Origin of the sequence: Colwellia sp. (assembly GCF_013215345.1) — a bacterium.
GTDB lineage: Bacteria > Pseudomonadota > Gammaproteobacteria > Enterobacterales > Alteromonadaceae > Colwellia.
The window spans coordinates 1-20292 of sequence record NZ_JABSOV010000077.1; the positions used below are offsets into that span (position 1 = coordinate 1).

At 40.1% G+C, this 20292-nt stretch carries 14 protein-coding genes and 1 pseudogene; 12 read left to right on the plus strand and 3 right to left on the minus strand.

All coding sequences use genetic code 11. From position 1 onward, the window contains the following. From HRT50_RS12335 to nudC, 3 genes are all read left to right on the plus strand, one after another. The coding region (locus HRT50_RS12335; protein ID WP_291614916.1) for an ATP-binding protein at positions 1–1418 on the plus strand (1418 nt) is incomplete at its 5' end. A gap of 104 nt (positions 1419–1522) precedes the next feature. Next, entirely contained in the window at positions 1523–1864 is a 342-nt protein-coding gene (locus tag HRT50_RS12340) for a helix-turn-helix domain-containing protein (RefSeq protein WP_291614918.1), read from the plus strand. Next, complete coding sequence (gene nudC, locus HRT50_RS12345; protein WP_291614920.1) at positions 1861–2856, plus strand: NAD(+) diphosphatase; 996 nt, start codon at positions 1861–1863, stop codon at positions 2854–2856. The genes HRT50_RS12340 and nudC overlap by 4 nt, the downstream gene beginning before the upstream one ends. Before the next feature lie 420 nt (positions 2857–3276). On the opposite strand, the gene HRT50_RS12350 is transcribed toward nudC, so the two are convergent. Next, on the minus strand, positions 3277–3657 hold the full coding sequence (locus HRT50_RS12350) for a hypothetical protein (RefSeq protein ID WP_291614922.1): 381 nt from the start codon (positions 3655–3657) through the stop codon (positions 3277–3279). A 227-nt stretch (positions 3658–3884) separates the two neighbouring features. Here HRT50_RS12350 and HRT50_RS12355 point away from each other — a divergent pair, with 227 nt between their 5' ends. Together HRT50_RS12355 and HRT50_RS12360 are read left to right on the plus strand one after the other, a co-directional pair. Further along, a complete protein-coding gene (locus tag HRT50_RS12355) occupies positions 3885–4214 on the plus strand; it encodes a VF530 family protein (RefSeq protein WP_291614924.1) in 330 nt (109 codons plus the stop codon). A 345-nt stretch (positions 4215–4559) separates the two neighbouring features. Next, positions 4560–4961: a CBS domain-containing protein gene (locus HRT50_RS12360; protein ID WP_291614926.1), complete on the plus strand. Its 402-nt coding sequence runs from the start codon at positions 4560–4562 to the stop codon at positions 4959–4961. Positions 4962–5116: 155 nt separating this feature from the next. Here HRT50_RS12360 and pstB read toward each other — a convergent pair. Together pstB and HRT50_RS12370 are read right to left on the minus strand one after the other, a co-directional pair. Further along, positions 5117–5284: pseudogene (gene pstB / locus HRT50_RS12365) on the minus strand (phosphate ABC transporter ATP-binding protein); the annotation flags it as partial. Positions 5285–5304: 20 nt separating this feature from the next. Next, complete coding sequence (locus HRT50_RS12370) at positions 5305–6006, minus strand: response regulator (protein WP_367238873.1); 702 nt, start codon at positions 6004–6006, stop codon at positions 5305–5307. A gap of 939 nt (positions 6007–6945) precedes the next feature. Here HRT50_RS12370 and HRT50_RS12375 point away from each other — a divergent pair. From HRT50_RS12375 to HRT50_RS12405, 7 genes are all read left to right on the plus strand, one after another. Beyond that, positions 6946–7245, plus strand: coding sequence for an isoamylase early set domain-containing protein (locus HRT50_RS12375; RefSeq protein WP_291614931.1), 300 nt, complete (start codon positions 6946–6948; stop codon positions 7243–7245). A 15-nt stretch (positions 7246–7260) separates the two neighbouring features. Next, positions 7261–9411, plus strand: a complete 2151-nt coding sequence (gene malQ / locus HRT50_RS12380) for a 4-alpha-glucanotransferase (RefSeq protein WP_291614932.1) — start codon at positions 7261–7263, stop codon at positions 9409–9411. Between the two features lie 25 nt (positions 9412–9436). Continuing rightward, on the plus strand, positions 9437–11719 hold the full coding sequence (glgB, locus tag HRT50_RS12385) for a 1,4-alpha-glucan branching protein GlgB (protein ID WP_291614934.1): 2283 nt from the start codon (positions 9437–9439) through the stop codon (positions 11717–11719). After that, complete coding sequence (gene glgX / locus HRT50_RS12390) at positions 11716–13983, plus strand: glycogen debranching protein GlgX (RefSeq protein ID WP_291614936.1); 2268 nt, start codon at positions 11716–11718, stop codon at positions 13981–13983. Before glgB ends, glgX begins: the two co-directional genes overlap by 4 nt. 80 nt (positions 13984–14063) lie before the next feature. Further along, positions 14064–16574 carry a glycogen/starch/alpha-glucan phosphorylase gene (locus tag HRT50_RS12395; RefSeq protein WP_291614938.1) on the plus strand — a complete coding sequence of 837 codons (2511 nt, stop codon included), beginning with the start codon at positions 14064–14066 and terminating at the stop codon, positions 16572–16574. A gap of 55 nt (positions 16575–16629) precedes the next feature. Further along, positions 16630–17937, plus strand: a complete 1308-nt coding sequence (glgC, locus tag HRT50_RS12400; protein ID WP_291614940.1) for a glucose-1-phosphate adenylyltransferase — start codon at positions 16630–16632, stop codon at positions 17935–17937. A gap of 15 nt (positions 17938–17952) precedes the next feature. Beyond that, a complete protein-coding gene (locus tag HRT50_RS12405; protein ID WP_291614942.1) occupies positions 17953–19575 on the plus strand; it encodes a glycogen synthase in 1623 nt (540 codons plus the stop codon). Positions 19576–20292 lie beyond the last annotated feature (717 nt).

Consider the following 20292-nt stretch of genomic DNA (forward strand, 5'->3'; position numbering starts at 1 on the left):
TTACCGTTAGCCGTTTTAGTAAATATATAGTAAAACCCATTGAAAATATTACCGCCTTAGCTCAGCAGCCGCCAGCCGCAGGGACGAGTATTGAATTTAGACAAACCCGAGCTCCTACCGAAGTAGTTACCTTATCAAGGGCTATTCAGCAATTTACCCAACATATCACCATTGAAAAAAAGCGAGCTGAGCAAGAGCGACTCAATGTTATTCGGGCAAATGACAAAGCCAATATCATAATGGATACCATACCTTGTTCGATACTGCTGGTAGATGAACTAGGGCTGATAAAAGAGTGCAATATAGAGACTGAAAAATTATTGCTAAGAGATAAAACGAATATCATTGATAAACCAGTGGCTAATTTTGTCCCCGCGTTGGCAACTTTAGATGGTCATTTTGATCGTGATATAGCTTTAAAAAATATGGAAGAGTCTTTACTTGCTCCAGGTTTTGAGAATCCACATATTGAGTTTTCAGGTCGGAAAATAACCATCGAGTCAGGGGTGCATTATTTGATTACCCTAAATGATATTAATGAGAGGAAACATAGCCAAAAAGCACTGTCTTCATTAAATGAACAGTTAATAAACGCAGAAAAACTCGCCTCTATTGGCCAATTGTCTGCGGGTATAGCCCATGAAATTAATAATCCGGTTGGCTATATTCGCAGTAACTTGGATGTACTTAACGACTATTTTAAACCACTGCTGGCTTATATCGAATTAACAAATATAGAGTTAACAAAAATAGCGAGCAAAAAAAGCGCCGCACAAGAACTTTATCAACAAGAAGATTTAGCATTTGTTCTTGATGATATTGAACCTTTAATCGCATCAACGTTAGAAGGCGCCTCAAGAGTAAGCAAAATCATTAAAGACTTAGGTAATTATGCCCATATTGATGACAAGCTACCGGAAGCGATATGCATTGATGAATTAATTGAAAAAAGCCTTACTTTAGTGGCGAACGAACTTAAATACAAAGTAACAATAAGCAAACACCTAGAGGCCAACGCTGATGTGATGGGGTTTCCACAAAAGTTATTGCAAGTGTTTATAAATATGTTGGTAAACGCTTCTCATGCCATAGAAACTAAAGGCAGTATTTGTATTTCCTCGCGCGTTGTTAAACAAGAGATCCATGTCAGTTTTGAAGATGATGGCGCTGGCATTAGCCAAGAGAATTTGAAAAGTATTTTTGATCCCTTTTTTACCACTAAGCCGGTGGGGAAGGGCACTGGTTTAGGACTCCATATCGTTAGATTAATTATTGAAGAGCATCATGGCCGTATTGAGGTCAAGTCAAAAGTTGGTCAAGGTAGTCAATTTAATATCTACTTACCTATTCACTACACACAGCTTATTGAAAATAATTCGCTGCAAATAACTAATGGACACAGTGTCAGTGAAAGCTAAGGGACAACATAAAATATTTGCTATAGTCACCATGCTACAAATACTGTAGCATGGTGTTTTATCATTGAATTTTCTATGATATTTATATTATTGCAGGAAGGACTATGGCAATCCCACTACCTGGCAGGCAAGTACGCGGCTCTACCACCGGTAAGCCTATTATGGCATTACTCGATTTACTTGGTCGGACATGGTCATTAGGTATCATTTGGCATTTACATACGGGGCCGGCAACTTTTAGAGAGCTGCAACAACGTTGTGAGAAAATTTCACCGACCTTGCTAAACACTCGATTAAAAGAACTCAAAACACTGCAACTTATAGAAAGCCAAGCATCAGGTTATCAATTATCCCAGCAAGGTATTGACTTATTCGCCATAATTTCTCCTTTGGGAAGCTGGTCATTACAGTGGGCACAAGCACTTAAGGAAGAAAGCAAATTATGACATTAGCTTATGGCAAGATGCCGTTAGATAGATGCACTAACCAGCGGAATAATAAGCGTTGGTTGAGTACGGAGTTTAATCACCCAGATACTTTATTTTGCGTTATCAATGATGGCATGAGTCTGTTTGAACAAACGGATGAACTTAATCCTATTTACTTGAGTAAAACACAACTGCCGACTTTACATCTTGATAGCTGCATTTACTTAGGTAAAGGAAGCTTAGCTAAAGGAGACTTGAGCAAAGACAGCGGAAAAAATAAGCTGGCAGCGGTTTCCATTTTTACTATCGATTTTAATAAATTACACTTTTCCACTCAGGAGGAGTTAATGGAAGTTGGGCAATGGCAAGGACTTAGAAAAGTCACAGCTAACTTATCTGCCATTGATGCTTCAATCTTGGCGCTGGCAAAAGGCTTAGTGCATTGGCATATAAGTCATCAATTTTGTGGTCATTGCGGCAATGCGAATCGTGCTGTTGAAGCTGGCCATGCTAGGCGTTGTACTGATTGTCGAAACATGAGTTTTCCACGTACCGACCCTGCGGTCATCATGTTGGTAGAAAAAATGTTTAGCGACGGTATTCCGCGTTGCTTATTAGGTCGACAAGCCAGTTGGGCTGAGGGCATGTATTCAACACTTGCTGGTTTTGTTGACCCAGGTGAAACCCTCGAGCAAGCGGTGATCCGAGAGGTCATAGAAGAATCAGCTATTGAGATTGAAAACCCTCAGTATGTCGCCTCGCAGCCTTGGCCATTTCCTGCATCTATCATGCTTGGTTTTACCGCTGTCGCGAGTAGTGAAAAGATAGATACCAATCAAGATAGCTTAGAAGATGCTCAGTGGTTTTCACGGCAGCAACTTAGTCAGTTCTCTTTAAATAATTCAGTGACAGACGATGGAGATTGTACTCAATATAAAATGAGTAGTGGCGATTCTATTTCATCATATTTAATAACTGCATGGCTGAATAAGGAAATTGGGCAGTATTAACTGAAATTGGAATTGATAAAGGCATAAAGTCAACAGGGGCGAGTTAATCATTGATTAGCTGGCCCCTTTTTTCATTTAAACATGTTCAGTGGTTTCTGCCATGGTGTTTGTGTCAGAAAGGGGATATAGCAGTATTGTTTGCCCGGTAGTTTGCTTGTCTTGTAGTAATACCAATTTGATTAAATTTCTTCCCAACTCAGAACTATGCTTGAGGTTCAATAACAAGGCAAATTCGTTTCGGTTTAGTCACTCTAAATCAAATGAATTTAACGAAGTTAGTGGGCATCAAGTAAGCTCCCAAGGGCGAGTTTAAAAGGCTTACACGCTGCGTTATTGATTTTGAGAAGGGAATAACCATTCTCTTCAATCAATGCCTTGCCTCTAAGCCTTTTACCTCTCGCTGAGTGGGAAAGAACTTAATCAACTTGGTATTACTCTACTTCCAAATAAATAATCACTAGAACGAAGTGATTGAAATGAGATCCATTTTTGTAAAGCAGTTCGAGTTTTTTTTGTTATTTCAAATTGAACAGGAGTTCCTGTTTTTTGTTGAATTAACATTGCTCGTGATTGGATTTTTTTGCCATGAGCAATATCCATCACCTTAAGCTTAATGAAATCACATGCTCTTAATTTACAGTCTAGAGCCAAATTAAACATTGTTAATTCACGCAGATTATTTGCTAAATCAAGTCTTGTTCTAATAGACCAAACTTCCTTAAGTTTTAGGGGACGTTTTTGACAAACCAGTTTTCCTTTATTCCAGCTAGATTTTTTGGGGTATGGAATCATGTCATACATAATAGTGCTCCTATGGTTTAAAAGACTATAAGTATGGCTGTGGCTAATGTTCAGAATTGTGCCAAAGCGGAAGTTAGTAACTAGTTAGCCCTAGCGTCCGCTTCAAGATCACTGAAGACATTAGCTTTTCAATAAAGTACTTGGTGCACTTTTACGTGAGTTAAACGCTTAAGTCTGTCAATATTTAGGAAACTTGTTACAATGCTATTTTTGATTTTAGGTAGACTATGAATAAAATTAATGACCCGCTACACGGCGTGAAACTTGAACAGATTCTAACCGAACTGGAGAAGAAAATTGGTTGGGATAAGATGGGTGAGTTACTTAATATTCGTTGTTTCACCAATAAACCGCGTCTTAAATCAAGTTTGAAATTTCTGCGTACAACCCCTTGGGCACGCAGTAGAGTTGAAATTTTATACCTAAAAACATTTTGTAGTAAGCATAAAGAAACGGGGAAATTAATCAGGGGGATACTCGCCCAGAAAACAGCAGTAGCAGAAACGACTTCCACCAAGCCCGCTCCCTTTGTTTGGCCAACATCGAAAAACAAATAGACTTATGCCACACTGAAGACATTAGTATTTGAAAATTTAGTATGTTTTGATCTACAGCTGGCATGGCTTAACAATCACATTCCTCTAGCAGTTTTGTCTTACCTCCCCGCATGCACGCCTCGGCGGACAGCACCATTTCGGTGCAAAGAAGACCCCTTCAACCCGGTAACCGCTATACATTACCAGAAAGTGGTTCTTTTTTTTGTTGTATAAAAAACTAACTGTTTGTAATAAAACAGTTAATTTTTATATGCAATAGATGGCACGGCTGTTGCTTTCTATCATTCGACAAAAAATAACAATCAATATACCCAAACGAGCGACCCACCGCTTCAGGAGCCTAACATGCAGACCATCATCGCTGAAACCATTATGGACAGTTCACCGTTATCCTTTCGTCCTGATAGCGGGGTGATAGTCGCCCTGCGCCAGCTGCTAACCGCCAGTATGTCCGGTGCACCGGTGGTTGATGCCGATAACATTCTAATCGGCTTTCTGTCTGAAGCTGACTGTATGCGCGGTGCGCTGATGGGAGGCTACTTCTCGACCATCGGCGAGTTAGTTCGCGACCGGATGACAACCGAAGTCGAATCGATCGGTGCCAATACCAACCTGGTCGATGTCGCGGAGAAATTCCTGTACAACAACCGCAGGGTACTGCCGGTGGTTGAGGAAGGAAAAGTGGTCGGGCTGGTGCAGCGCCGCTGCGTACTCGAGAAACTACTGGAGCAAATCGACAACAAGTGAGTGACTAAGTAATTTGGACCTTAGGTTTCATTACGACAGTTAGGCTCTTTAAAGACTAACGTCAGCTGTGTAGCGAGCGCACGTTAGGCCGTTAAATATCCTGACTTACGCTCACGACTAGCGCTAAGATTAACACAGGCACTGGCTATTGTTTTTTAACCAAAATCACCGGTAATGTAACCACGTGTTCGTTTATCTTGTGGTGCATTAAATATTTGTTCAGTATCACCATGTTCCACTAACTCTCCCATTAAAAATAAAGCGGTTTTATCGGCAATACGTTTCGCTTGTGCCATTGAATGGGTAACAATAACCACTGAATAAACGGCGTAATAGCGTGGGCTTAAACACGGTTAACTTCACCATGAGGTTTACTTTCGACAAATGAATAACCAATACCTCTGACAGTTTCAATAAAATGGTGTTGCTCACCAATTTTTTTGCGAATACCACGTACATGGACATCAATATTTCGATCAACCACTACGGCATCATTGCCATAAGCATTATTGATGATTTGCTCACGTGAAAAAACTTGCCCTGGGTGCTTAGCCAAATAATGTAATAATTTAAATTCAGTAGCTGTTAGCTTTATTGGGCTTTGTTCAAAGTTAACTTTGTATTTATTGCTATCAATACTTAGTCCGTTGATATTGATGATTGACTTGTCTGGTAGGGCTAATGACTGCTCTTGACGAAAACGCGCTTTTATTCTGGCAATAAGCTCTTTAGTGCTAAAAGGTTTCGCCATATAATCATCGGCACCAATACCTAAGCCCAAGACAATATCACTTTCTTCACTTTGGGCCGTGAGCATAATAATAGCGGTTTCAGCAATGGCAGGTGTTGCACGGACTTTTTGACAAATAGTTAAGCCATCCATCTCTGGTAGCATCAGGTCTAAGATTACTAAATCGGGCTGGTGTTGGTTGATCAACGCTAATCCGCTGACGCCATCTTCTGCGCAAAGTACATCAAAGCCTTCACTAGTAAGGTTATACGCCAATATTTCTGCAATATCTGGCTCATCTTCAACTATAACAATTTTTTTACATTCGTAATGGGTTCACATAAATAGTATTACTAACAAAGGACCATGGTTTTATTAAGGACTAATAAAGAAATAGTGATTTATACAACTACATATTTTTCATGAATAGACCCTTGTTTCTTTAATGAAGGTCGTTTTTTCTGCTGTGTATTTAATTCGAGAACGATGCACTATTTTAACACTCTTTTCTTTTTAACTAAGAATAGAGTGTGTTGCGCTAACCATTTGAAATCACCACCGAAAGCGAGCATTCGATTTACATGACTTCTGTATATTAAATGTTTAATGGTTCTATGGCGCTTTGAGGCACAAAGTGAGATATGTTTTACGGTAAGTCTGTGCACCAAGCTCCATAGAATATGCTGCTAATGTCAGAACCCTTCAATATAGTGAACGTAATGGCAGAGTCTATTGTTTTAATAATTAGGGCCGCAAAGAGGTAGGCGTTAATCTCAAACTGCCACAATTGGCTTAATGGTGATCACTACCAATTGACTATGCAAAGTTAACTAAACGTTGTGTTCATAAACAGAGATAGCCTTGGAAGTTTTATATTTTCAATATTAATTTTTATTTTTTCCCCAAAGGAAGCGATTAAATCGTCTTTGATGAACTCAAATAAGCTACGCCTTAAATTTGTACTCTAGAGATGAATGCAATTGTTAACGCTTAAACCGAACTGATGCTTTGTATTGTGACCTGTCAGTTTTCAATATGTTTGGTTTCATTTTGTTGTGCTGGTGGTAATGATTCTTATTTACAAACTTGTTAACGTAGTCTAGATATTAGTCTACTATTGGTTAGTCAGTTATTTTTATCGGACGTTACAATGGTTATAAATAAGTCATAAAACGGTCATAAATTAGATGCATAGTGACGTTATGATGAAACTATTATTTAAATTAAGTATTCAAACTAAGGAGTAGTGAGAAAATGCTAACAAAGAAGTTTTTTAAATCTAAGCAAGAAGCTGAAGTTACTTTTGAATTTAATGTAAGTCAGGCAGATAAAGTGCAGCTAGTAGCAGAGTTTAATAATTGGCAACCCCTTGATATGAAATATGTGAAAAAGGATAAAGTTTACCGAGCTAAAGTAAGGTTACCAAAAGATAGGAAGTTTCATTTTCGTTATTTAATTGATGATGAAATTTGGGAAAACGATCATCAAGCTGATGCTTATGTAGCCAATGATTTTGGTAGTGATAATAGTGTTGTTGATACCGCTATAGCCTAATTGAGTTAAGTATAAATGATGACTATGGATGGCGTCGAACAGCTATTATATTTACAAGGTGTTGGTCTTGAATATACCAGCTATCAAGGTAAAAATGTTTACTTTAGTAATCAAACGCGCTGCTCTGTGCTGAACGCTTGTGGCTATAACATTGATGATGAAGTTGAAGTAGCACAAGCTAATTTTACCCTCGATGTAAAACCTTGGCTACAGCTATTAGCTCAGCAGTGTTTTAGTTGCCAAGACGATGATAGTTTTACTGTGCGTATTGACCCTGATTTTGCCAATGCAAGGCTGCACTGGCAAATATCTCAAGATGGCAAATCAATGTTCAATGGCTCTGCCGATATTAATACTTTAGTTGAGGTCGGCAATTACCATCACCAGGGAAAACGCTACAGTGAACGTCGAGTTGTACTAAGTGATTATAAACAAGCAGATTTTAAAAGTTTAGCCATAGGGTATTATCGACTTATGGTCAGTATTAATCTGCCTGAGGATGATGTATTAGCAACGGCCGAAATAACTATCAATTCAGCGGAAAGTGAACTCATTGTCTATCCCAAACACGTTTATCAACCGAGCACTCATAGGTGCTGGGGAATATCTGCACAACTTTATACCTTAGTGAGCGATGAAAATTTTGGCATAGGTGATTTTAATGACCTAACTGAACTTATCACCCACAGCGCTGTTGCGGGTGCTGATTATATTCTATTAAACCCATTACATGCTTTATTTGAAGATCAAGCTGAACGCGCTAGTCCTTATAGCCCAAGCGATCGATTTTGCTTAAATCCAATTTATATCCACATACAAAATTGTCCCGATTATCCGCACAGTAAGCTTGCTCAGCAATTGGTTACACAGCAGCTAAGTACTAATGCGGATAAATTAACTGTAATGCAAACCGAAAAGTCTAAAACCTATATTGATTATCAAAAAGTTGTGGATTACAAGTACCCGGTTTTTATTGCACTCTTTAATAGTTTCCTGCAATACGAATTGAACCAAAATAGTGCTCGCTATCAAAATTTCTTGTCTTTTAAAACAAAGCATAATGATCGAATTCAACGTTATAGCCATTGGCTCCTAGCAAGGAATAACTTAGCGGCACAATATAACGATGTTGATTTTATTTGTTATTTACAATGGCTGGCGCACGAACAATTGTCTCTATGTCAGTCACATGCCAAAAAAAGCCAGATGAAAATAGGCTTGATTAATGATCTTGCCGTGGGCTGTAATTCCGATGGTCATGAATTTTATAGCCATGAAAATTTGTTTGTTAATGATGTCAGTATCGGGGCACCGCCAGACCTATGGGCACCTTTAGGACAAAGCTGGGGCTTGCCGCCAATGAATCCTATTAAACTCAAACAAAGTGGTTTTACCCATTTCCGGCAACTACTTAAGGCAAATATGCGTGATTGCGGAGCATTACGACTCGATCATGTTATGGCGCTAATGCGTTTATGGTGGCACTTCACCAATAGTAAGTCTGAGCAAAACGCTTGTTATGTCTATTACCCTTTTGAGCAGATGTTAGCGATATTGAACTTGGAAAGTCAGTTAAATCAGTGTGCGGTTATTGGTGAAGATTTGGGCGTTGTTCCAGAGGAAATTAAATATGCTTTGGCAAGTGCGGGAATTTTCAGTAATAGTCTTTTTTATTTTAGCAAAGACCAATACGGACAGTTTACCGCACCAGAACATTTGCCCCAGCATACCTTAATGATGATCGCTAATCACGATGTTGCCACGTTTAATGCTTGGTGGCATGAAAGTGATTTAGAGCAACGTCAGCAATTACATCTTTTTACCGACAATGAGCAGTTTACTCATGCGCAACATCAGCGTAAACAAGACAAAGTGAACTTACTTATTTGGTTAGGCAATTATTCTGCCAACAAAACAGCTTTGCACGCTGATAGTGAGGCTAAGCTGGTTTATCAAGCACTGGTTTTAGTGTTAGCAAAGAGTAAAGTTGCCTTGTTAACCCTACAACTCGATGACTTAGCCCAGGAATATTTACCGGTAAATATTCCTGGAACCGACAGTGAGTATCCTAATTGGCGTCGACGTTTGAGTAAAAGTAGTAAGCAACTGCTGGCAAATAATATATTTTTCAGCCAGTTAGCTGAAACCCGAAAACAAGCGAAATGAACAATATGATAAGGTTAATAATATCATGACAGACACTCTATTGATGGCTGACCAGGAAAAACAAGACGGCGATAAAATACAAGCGAATATTGGCGATTATTCAGCACAAATTACTGCTTTTGAACAAGCCGTATTCGCTGATCCCTTTGCTTTTCTGGGGGTACATTCTTATAACGAACTATCTGTTATCCTTAGGGTTTATATTCCTGGCGCAGAGCAAGTCTTTTATCAAAGCGAGCATAAAAAAATTGCTTATCAAAGGTATAAAGGTTCCGCTCTATTTACCTTAATTTTAAAGAAAAGTAATTTACAAAAGAATTACCTACTTTGTATTGTTTACCCGTTAATAACAGTGCAAGAAACCGATAGTTATTCATTAGCGAGTACCTTAGATGAGCAAGCGATGTACCTATTTAGCGAGGGGGCATTAGCACATGCCTATCAGCATTTGGGAGCGCATTGGCAAAGTCAAAATAATACCTCCGGTGTACGTTTTACGGTGTGGGCGCCTAACGCTCAATGTGTTAGCGTCATTGGCGATTTTAATCATTGGAATGCAACACGTCATTTAATGCGCAAACATCCCAGTAGTGGTGTATGGGAAATTTTTATTTGCAACGCACAGGCCGGGCAAGGTTATAAATTCAGTCTACTAAGTCAAGACGGACAACGGTTAGAAAAAGCTGATCCCTTTGCTTTTGTTATGCAAATGTCGCCAGCAACGGCGTCAGTAATCGCTGAGCAAGACTTCACCACTCAGTTAAATCGTCAACATAAAGGTCTAACGGCTACACAAGCTCAAGAGAGATTATTACGTAATGCAATTGATCGACCGATCAGTATTTATGAAGTACATGCTGGTTCTTGGCAGCGTAATTCTGAGCAAGTTGCCAAGGGTGAAAGCGGCTATTTAAGTTATCAAGAGTTGGCAGAAAAGCTCGTACCCTACGTAAAAAACATGGGGTTTACTCATATTCAGTTGATGCCGATAAGTGAATTCCCTTTTGATGGTTCTTGGGGCTATCAACCGATAGGTATGTTTGCGCCAACCCGTCGTTTTGGCAGTATTGCCGATTTTCAGCAACTAGTTGATGCTTGTCATCAGCAAAACATAGGTTTACTGATTGATTGGGTTCCAGGACACTTTCCCAGTGATGTCCATGGTTTAGCTAAATTTGATGGTAGCCATCTATTTGAACATGCAGACAAACGGCAAGGTTTTCATCCTGATTGGCAAACTCATATTTATAACTATGATCGCGGTGAAGTAAAAAGCTTTTTAATTTCTAATGCCATGTATTGGTTTGATCGTTTTGATATTGATGGTTTACGAGTCGATGCCGTCGCTTCCATGTTGTATTTAGACTATAGCCGAGCCGACGGCCAATGGTTAGCCAATAAATATGGCGGCCGAGAAAACTTAGCCGCAATTGAATTGCTAAAACAAGTCAATCTACGTTGTTATCAACAACATCCTGGCATCATGATGGCGGCAGAAGAGTCCACTGCTTGGCCTGGCGTAACTCAATATACCGAACATGGTGGTTTAGGTTTTGGCTATAAATGGAATATGGGCTGGATGAATGACAGCTTAAGTTATATGACACGTGATCCCTTGTATCGCAGCCATCACCATAATGAAATGACCTTCTCACTCATGTATGCCTATAGCGAAAACTTTATTCTGCCACTGTCACATGATGAAGTTGTCCATGGTAAAGGTTCTTTACTCAATAAAATGCCGGGAGATGACTGGCAGAAATTCGCCAATTTACGTGCTTACTTTGCGTTGATGTGGGCGCACCCTGGGAAAAAATTACTTTTTATGGGCGGAGAGTTTGCACAGCGAAATGAATGGCATCATGATCATTCGTTAGACTGGCATTTACTTGAAGATAGAGCTCATCAGGGAATGCAGGACTTGATCAAACAACTTAATGGATTATATTGCCAATCTCCTGCCTTGTATGAGTTAGACGATAAACCCTTTGGTTTTCAATGGCTTGATGAAAATAATGCACAACAAAGCATTTTTAGTTTTATTCGTTTTGCTAAAGATTTAACCGAACATGTCGTGGTGGTGAGTAATATGACACCAAATCCCGTACAAGAATTTAGAGTGGGCGTGCCGAGTCATCATGATTATCGGGTAATTTTTAATAGCGATGCCGAAAAGTTTGCCGGCTCTGATTTTAATCAACAGCAGACTTTAGTCAATCATGATATGCCTTGGCAAGGCGTGGAACACAGCGTTTGTTTACAGTTACCTCCGCTTGCCACTGTTTATTTAGCCAAGGTTGAACAATGAGTGAATTTTCTTTAGGGGTTGGTGCTGAATCAAACATTGCAGAGTTAACACCTATACACTCTCGGCAAGTACTCACTAAGCAACTTATGCAACAATTCAGTCAAGGGCGATCCCAGCCCCTTGGTGCAAGTTTGGTGCTGGCGCCTACTAAAGAAAAGCAAGGCGTAAACTTTGCCGTTTATTCCCCTCAAGCTAGTCAAGTTGAACTCTGTTTGTTTGATAACACGGGTAAGATTGAAATAGCGCGCTTGCCGCTTCATCAAGGAGCTGAGCATATTTGGCATGGCCAGGTCATGGGTATTGGACTTGGGCAGCTTTATGGCTTTCGCGCTCATGGTGAAAATAAACCTGAACTAGGTTTGCACTTTAACCCTAACAATTTATTGATAGATCCCTATGCTAAAGATTTGCAAGGCCAGTTTTCGTACGGTGTCACTGGCGGAGAAGTCGACACCGATAATGCGACTTTAATACCTAAATCTAGAGTGGTGGCATTAAGCGATTTTCAAACTAAATATGCTAGTAAAACAACAAGCAATTATCAAAACAACCGACCTAACATTCCTTGGAGTGAGACAGTTATTTATGAATGTCATGTCAAAGGTGCAACCATAAATAACCTCGCTATTGATGAGCAATATCGAGGCAAGTTTTTAGGCTTGGCTGAGGCTAACTTTATTGAACATCTTAAGACTCTAGGTGTGACTACCTTAGAGCTGTTGCCGGTGCATAGTTTTATCAGTGAACGTTTTTTAATAGATAAAAAACTGACTAACTATTGGGGCTACAACAGCGTGAACTTTTTTACTCCTCAGTATGAATTTCTCTCGCATGGAAATATCAGCGAGTTTCAAAACATGGTCTATCGACTGCATCAGCATAATATTGAAGTTATTATTGATGTGGTTTTTAATCACACGGCAGAAGGTAATGAACAGGGTCAAATCCTTAATTTACGCGGCTTAGCAAATAGTGATTATTATCGCTTAGATGGACAAGACCCGAGTATTTATATTAATGATACCGGCTGTGGTAATACCTTAAATTTATCTCACCCCAGAACCTTACAATTAATCATGGACAGTCTCAGGTATTGGGTGGAAGTCATGGGAGTAGATGGCTTTCGCTTTGACCTCGCGCCTATTTTAGCGCGTGATCCCCAAGGTTTTAATTACCAACACAGCTTTTTTCAGAGCATTGCTCAAGACCCGGTATTAAACCACGTTAAACTTATTGCTGAGCCGTGGGATATAGGCCCAGGAGGATATCAGTTGGGCGCATTTCCGATTGCCTGGCGTGAGTGGAATGATAAATATCGCGATACTGTGCGCCGTTTTTGGCGTGGAGAGCATGGACAAGTAGCCTATTTAGCGCAGCGTATACATGGTTCCCATGATTTATTTGCTCATAATGGTCGTGATGCCAGCGCCAGCATAAATTTTATTACCGCCCATGATGGTTTTACCTTAGCTGACTTAGTGAGTTTTCAAGACAAGCATAATGATGCCAATGGTGAAGAAAATCGTGATGGTCATAATAATAACTACTCACAAAATAATGGTATCGAGGGCGAAACCGACAATGTTGACATCAATGCTTTAAGGCTAAAGCAGCAAAAAAACATGTTGTTTACTTTGCTCTTTTCTCAAGGCGTGCCAATGCTCAGTGCTGGTATGGAGCAGGGCCATAGCCAACAAGGCAATAACAATGCCTATTGCCAAGATAATGAGATGAACTACCTGAGCTTTATCTCCGATTCTGGAGGGGAAAGTGACAGCCGACACAAGCCGAGTGAACATGGTTTGTTTGTTTTTATTAGCGCAGCGCTTAAGTTGCGCAAACAATTTAAAATTTTTCAACAAAGTCGCTACATTCATCCCAATGATGATGAGTTCGACTGGTTATGGTTAACACCGAGCAGCGATTCAATGACAGAAGAAGATTGGCAAGATGCGAGTAAGCAGTTGCTTATTTGCCTTATTGTCAATAAAGCTGTCAATAAAACTACCGTTAAAGTTGCAAGCAACGATTGCAGTAAACCGCAAGATAATAACGATGCTTTGCTGATGGTCCTTAATGCTGGTAGTGAGGATATGGTCATCAGTCTTCCGCGGATTAACAATGTTACTTTTTGGCAAGTGAGTCTGCACAGCTTGGCTAATGTACCTGCTGAAGAAGCATATCGTGCCGGCACCGATATGATAATTCCAGCTCAAAGTGTTTGGCTGATGTGCCCAAATAGAGGAAATAGTTTCAGTATCTAAAGCGAGTGCTAAATAATAGCAAAGAGTCAGGAAATCTCATTTTTTTCAACCCGTTTAAGCGAGTGTTAAAAGGAATAACAATGGAAAAGTCAACAAGAAGTCAATGTAGGGTAAGAGACTGGCGAGGAGCTCCAGTGATTGATGAAAAGACACTATATGACGATTTAACGCGCCACTTCTATTACACGCTAGGGCGAGACCAAGAGACGCAATCGCATTTGTATCTATACAACGCCTTAGCCTTAACTATTCGAGATCGCCTTGTTGCTCTCTGTCGTGCCACACGAGAAGCACGTCTAGCATCACCACGCAAACAAGTGGCTTATTTATCATTAGAGTTTTTAATGGGGCGAGCTCTTAGTAATGCCGTACTTAATTTAGACCTAGATGCTAGTGTAAAAGAGGCATTGAAACAATATTGTTCCAATATAGAAGAGGTCAGCGAAGCTGAGCATGATGCTGGTTTAGGTAACGGCGGCTTAGGTCGTTTAGCTGCATGCTTTTTAGATAGCTGTGCTAGTTTAGCCTTGCCAGTAACTGGTTATGGTATTCGCTACGAATACGGGATGTTTAACCAAAGTATTGAAAATGGTTATCAAGTAGAGCATCCAGATAACTGGCTGAGAGAGGGGCACCCATGGGAAATATCAGCACCTGAGCATAGCCGCCGGATTAAATTTTTTGGCAAGGCCAGTGTTTATCAAGATATGCAGGGGAAAATACATCATCAATGGTTAGAAACACAAGATGTTTTGGCAGTTCCTTATGATGTACCTGTGCCGGGTTATAAAAATGAAGTGGTCAATACCTTAAGGCTATGGAAAGCAGAGGCAACGGATGAATTTAATTTATCTGAATTTAATGCCGGTAGTTACAGTGAAGCGGTTGCTCATAAAAACCTAGCAGAGCAAATTACTATGGTGCTCTATCCAAATGATAGTAGTGAGAATGGTAAAGCACTCAGATTAAGGCAACAGTATTTTTTAACCTCCGCCACGCTACAAGACATTTTGGCGAGTTGGACGGAAAGACACGGTGATGATTTTAGCGATTTTTCGCAATTTAATGTTTTCCAGTTAAATGATACTCACCCAAGCATTGCCGTGGCTGAATTAATGCGTTTACTGCTCGATGAACATGATCTCAGCTGGCAACAAGCATGGCAAATTACCAGCCAAACGATGGCTTATACTAACCATACTTTGTTACCCGAAGCACTAGAGAAATGGTCAGTTGCTTTGTTTGAACATTTATTACCGCGTTTACTGGAAATAATCTACGAAATTAATGCCCACTTTTTGGTCACGGTCGCGTGTAAATGGCCAGGTGATGTTGCTAAACAACGCGCTATGTCCTTAATCGAAGAAGGTGATGTGCCACAAATACGTATGGCTTATTTAGCTATTGTTGGCTGCTTCTCTGTTAATGGTGTTGCGGCTTTACATACGCAATTATTAATTGATGGCTTATTTAATAACTTCTATCAACTTTGGCCGGAGAAGTTTAACAATAAAACTAATGGTGTCACGCCCAGACGCTGGTTATCTCATTGTAATCCAGCTTTAGCGAAACTGCTGAATGATAAAATAAATGACGACTGGGTAACTGACTTTAGTCGAGTAAGTGCCATAAGGCGTTTTTATGATGATGAGGATTTTTGTCAGCAGTGGCGACAGGTTAAGCAGCAAAATAAAGCCATATTAGTCGCTATGGTGCATAGACAATGTGATGTTGAGTTTGATGTAACTATGCTTTTTGACGTGCAAGTAAAGCGTTTCCATGAGTACAAGCGACAATTACTGAATATATTGCATGTTATTCATCTATATGATCGTATTCGCTGCGGTGATACGCAAGATTTTACACCTCGCTGCATTCTCTTTGGCGGCAAGGCCGCACCTGGTTATTTTATGGCAAAGTTAATCATTAAATTGATCAATAATGTCGCCGACACCATTAATAACGATCCCCAGGCAAAGCCTTTTCTACGGGTGGCTTTTTTACCTAATTACAATGTCACCGCTATGGAGACTATTTGTCCCGCTACAGATTTATCTGAACAAATATCGACTACAGGTAAAGAAGCTTCTGGCACTGGCAACATGAAATTTATGATGAATGGCGCTATCACCATTGGCACCTTGGATGGCGCTAATATTGAAATTAGAGAAGCGGTAGGTGAGGAGAACTTCTTTTTATTTGGTGCCAGTAGTGAACAATTATCAGAAATTCGACAACACTATGATCCGGTTAAACTTATCAACGAAGATGATGATTTTAAGAACGTCATGGGCTTACTGGAATCCGGCCACTTTAACTTATTCGAAGCGCAATTATTTCAACCCATTATTGATGCCATTAAAAACCCTAAAGATGAGTGGTTAGTCGCCCAAGACTTTGCCAGTTATGTTCAAGCACAACGACAAGTATCACTTGCCTATCAAGACCAAGACTATTGGACCCGGTTGAGTATTTTAAATACTGCAGCGAGTGGTAGTTTTTCAAGTGATAGGACGATCAGTGAATACAGCCAAGATATTTGGCAATTAGCAGCGAGTGAAAACGAGATAAGTAACAGTTTAAAAAGTTGATCGAAAAGTATTTTATAGATAAATAATATATTTAGTAACTTATGGAGAAGGGTATATGCCAAATTATGAAAATCGTTATATTAGTAATTTAACAAAGGACACCTATGCACTAATTTTAGCTGGAGGTCGAGGCTCACGTTTACATGAATTAACCGATTGGCGGGCAAAGCCAGCGGTGTATTTTGGCGGTAAGTTTAGGCTCATTGACTTCCCGCTGTCTAATTGTATTAATTCAGGCATCCGCCGTGTCGGTATCGCCACGCAATATAAATCTCACTCACTTATTCGTCATGTTAATCGCGCTTGGGGACATTTTAAGAGAGAACTGGGCGATTCCGTAGAAATATTACCCGCTTCACAGCGTTGTGGTGACGGTTGGTATTGTGGCACCGCCGATGCCGTTTTTCAAAATATGGATATTATCCGCGATGAGTTGCCTAAATACGTGATGATACTTTCGGGTGATCATGTTTACCGTATGGATTATGGCGCGTTAATCGCCAAACACGCGGAAACGGGTGCTGACATGACGGTATGTTGTATTGAAACTAATCTAGAAGAAGCAGCCAATACTTTTGGTGTTATGACCGTTGATAGCGACAAAAGAGTTATTCGCTTTGACGAAAAACCCGCTATCCCCAGTTCAATACCGGGTAAACCTGAGCTATGTTTGGCTTCTATGGGGAATTATGTCTTTAATACCGAGTTTCTCTTTGAACAGTTAAGAAAAGATGCTGAACGAAAAGGTTCAGGGCGAGATTTTGGTCACGATATTATCCCAGCAATTATTGAACAGCATAATGTATTTGCCTTCCCATTTACCAATCCCAGTAGTACAGAACAAGCATATTGGCGAGATGTTGGCAGTTTGGATTCTTTTTGGCAGGCAAATATGGAGTTAGTTTCTCCTGAGCCTAAGCTTGATCTCTATGATGAGAGTTGGCCTATATGGACTTACCAAGAACAATTAGCACCGGCAAAATTTATTTTTAATGATGATAATCGACGAGGGGTGGCCGTGGATTCTACAATTTCGGGAGGGTGTATTATTTCCGGTGCACACGTGCGTAAATCGTTACTTTTTTCTAGAGTGCATGCGCATTCGCATTCCATTATCGAAGAAAGTGTAATTTTACCGCAGGTTGATATTGGTCAATATAGTAAAATAAAACGCGCCATTATTGACCGAGGTTGTAAAATCCCTGATAACCTGTCGATTGGTTATGATAAGCAGCAAGACATTGCTAATGGTTTTCGAATATCGGCTAAAGGGATCGTACTAGTAACCCCTAGCATGCTAACTGCATTGGCTGAAAAAAAGGCGTTACAAGATAAAACAAATAAAGATTTGGAATTGGCTTAGCTAAAGGATGAATAAATGCAAATATTAATGGTGGCAGCAGAAAATGATGCTATTGAAGGCGCGAAAGTCGGTGGTATGGCTGATGTGATACGTGATGCGCCATTGGCTTTAGCTGAGCAAGGTCACCACGTTAGTGTGATTATTCCGGATTATGGCGATTATGCTCAATACTACCCCTCTAGACAGATAGCTTGTTTTTCGCTGTCGTTTGCTGGAAGCATCGAACAGGTCACCTTAACAGAATTGGAACTTCCTTCGTTCAAGGCAGAGAAAGGCTCGACAAAAAATCAGCAAGGTTGCGTACGGCAAATGGTGATAAGCCACGCTATTTTTACAGAGCAGGGCATAGGACGAGTGTATTTGGATGATGAAAGCAGTCGGCCATTCGCCAGTGATGCCAGTAAATATGCACTGTTTAATGCCGCGGTACTTGAGGCTTTAACACAAAACCATCTTGCTTGCCCTGATGTGTTGCATTTACATGACTGGCATAGCGCTTTAATTACGGTACTCATTGAATACGCGAGCCGCTACCAGGCATTAAAATCGATCACCAGTGTCTTTACTGTTCACAATTTAGCATTACAGGGAATACGACCTCTACAAGGCGATGAATCTAGCCTTGAAGCTTGGTTTGGTTCATTAAGTTATGATGGTCAAGTAATTTGTGACCCGCGTTATCCCCATTGTATTAACCCTATGCGTGCAGCGATTAACTTGGCTGATAAAGTGCATTTTGTTTCGCCGACTTATGCACAAGAGGTGCTGTTGGCCAGTGAGCATAGCCAAGGGTTATACGGTGGCGAGGGCTTAGAGCAAGATTTACTGAACGCTAATAATGAGCAACGATTGGTTGGTATTTTAAATGGTTGTCAATATGACTCGCTAGTGAGTGATAACGTGGTGAGCCGAGAACAATTGTTGACTACCGCCAAGCATGAACTGTTAACTTGGATAGCCAGAAGTGAGCAATTGAGCAGCAGCCATTATATTGCCAGTCAACGCGTTATTGCTTGGTTAGAGCAAGATAAGATCACAAATGATACCTCTGTTACTAATACGGGACCGCTAGTGACGAGTGTTGGTCGGTTAACTGATCAAAAAATGTTGTTATTGCGTAAAGACCAAACTGTAAGTGGTAATGTCAGCCTGTTATCACGTTTATTAGAGAAATTAGCCGAGGCCAATGGCCGCTTGATTATCTTAAGTTCAGGAGATCGGAAAATTGCGCTAGAGCTCACTCAGCTAATGGCTCAGCATAATAATTTTTTGTTTCTAAATGGTTATGGGCAAGCGCTAAGCGATGTTATATATCGAAGTGGTGATTTATTTTTAATGCCTAGCTCCTATGAACCTTGCGGTATAAGCCAAATGTTAGCATTGAGGGCCGGGCAGCCATGTCTGGTTCACGCGGTAGGCGGTTTAAAGGACACTGTTCAACACTTGGAGAATGGTTTTTGTTTTACCGGTAATACCATTGCCGAGCAACAAGAGCAATTAATGACGGTTTTCAGCCAAGCGATTCATTTATTTCAACAAGATAACAGCTGCTGGCAGCAGTTAGTGACTTGTGCTAAGCAAAGCCGGTTTAGTTGGCAGGAAAGTGTTGCCCGTTATGTGCGAGAGTTGTATTCCTAGTTATAGGAAATAAAGCAAGTGTTTGCAATATCAAGTAGTGAAAATTTTTACCACTCAGCGTGAATTAGAAAGCTTAGAACTACTGTCATATATTTTGACGTTAGATGATGCACGATAGAGTAAGTAAGTAAGTAAGTATTAATTAAATTTAAAACTTTAATAATAAACTATCAAGATATTGCTCAATTGAAGGAACTGGTTTTGTACTTGTCACAACATAGAATCTTAGATCAGAATATGCTTGGTTTATGACTCTATAAATATTTCTCACACGTTTTGGGGGCGTTTTTCACCTTAGAGGTAATACTCTACTTCATCTCAATTTTCAAAAAAGTTAATGACCGCTATGGTGGCGAAGCTGACTATTTATTGTGATGAATTCAGGACTTAATTAGGTCGACTTTGTGGTAAATACTGAGGATTAGTGCTATCTCGGTATGGGGCACAAACAGAGATAGATTTTATGTGGTGCTTCTGTCCCTGCAGAAGTAAAATTCTGTGTTTAGGATTTAAGACTCCACGGTAACTCGTTATTTAGTTAGCCCAGACACTTAGAACAGACACAACTAGAGAGTGAAAAATAAGGATTCTTTGACTGTACTTAAAACATACCTTGATGTTCTAAGCGAGTTTGACCTAATATCTGACCATCAAGCAGATAGACTTTACGTTTCGCCATTTCAGCATAACGTTTGTCGTGAGTGACTACACAGAGGG

What these genes read in the sequence shown, in the direction of transcription:
- HRT50_RS12340 (WP_291614918.1), top strand. Translation starts at nt 1,523, where the DNA reads ATGGCAATCCCACTACCTGGCAGGCAAGTACGCGGCTCTACCACCGGT.
- nudC (WP_291614920.1), top strand. Translation starts at nt 1,861, where the DNA reads ATGACATTAGCTTATGGCAAGATGCCGTTAGATAGATGCACTAACCAG.
- HRT50_RS12350 (WP_291614922.1), bottom strand. Translation starts at nt 3,657, where the DNA reads ATGTATGACATGATTCCATACCCCAAAAAATCTAGCTGGAATAAAGGA.
- HRT50_RS12355 (WP_291614924.1), top strand. Translation starts at nt 3,885, where the DNA reads ATGAATAAAATTAATGACCCGCTACACGGCGTGAAACTTGAACAGATT.
- HRT50_RS12360 (WP_291614926.1), top strand. Translation starts at nt 4,560, where the DNA reads ATGCAGACCATCATCGCTGAAACCATTATGGACAGTTCACCGTTATCC.
- HRT50_RS12375 (WP_291614931.1), top strand. Translation starts at nt 6,946, where the DNA reads ATGCTAACAAAGAAGTTTTTTAAATCTAAGCAAGAAGCTGAAGTTACT.
- malQ (WP_291614932.1), top strand. Translation starts at nt 7,261, where the DNA reads ATGATGACTATGGATGGCGTCGAACAGCTATTATATTTACAAGGTGTT.
- glgB (WP_291614934.1), top strand. Translation starts at nt 9,437, where the DNA reads ATGACAGACACTCTATTGATGGCTGACCAGGAAAAACAAGACGGCGAT.
- glgX (WP_291614936.1), top strand. Translation starts at nt 11,716, where the DNA reads ATGAGTGAATTTTCTTTAGGGGTTGGTGCTGAATCAAACATTGCAGAG.
- HRT50_RS12395 (WP_291614938.1), top strand. Translation starts at nt 14,064, where the DNA reads ATGGAAAAGTCAACAAGAAGTCAATGTAGGGTAAGAGACTGGCGAGGA.
- glgC (WP_291614940.1), top strand. Translation starts at nt 16,630, where the DNA reads ATGCCAAATTATGAAAATCGTTATATTAGTAATTTAACAAAGGACACC.
- HRT50_RS12405 (WP_291614942.1), top strand. Translation starts at nt 17,953, where the DNA reads ATGCAAATATTAATGGTGGCAGCAGAAAATGATGCTATTGAAGGCGCG.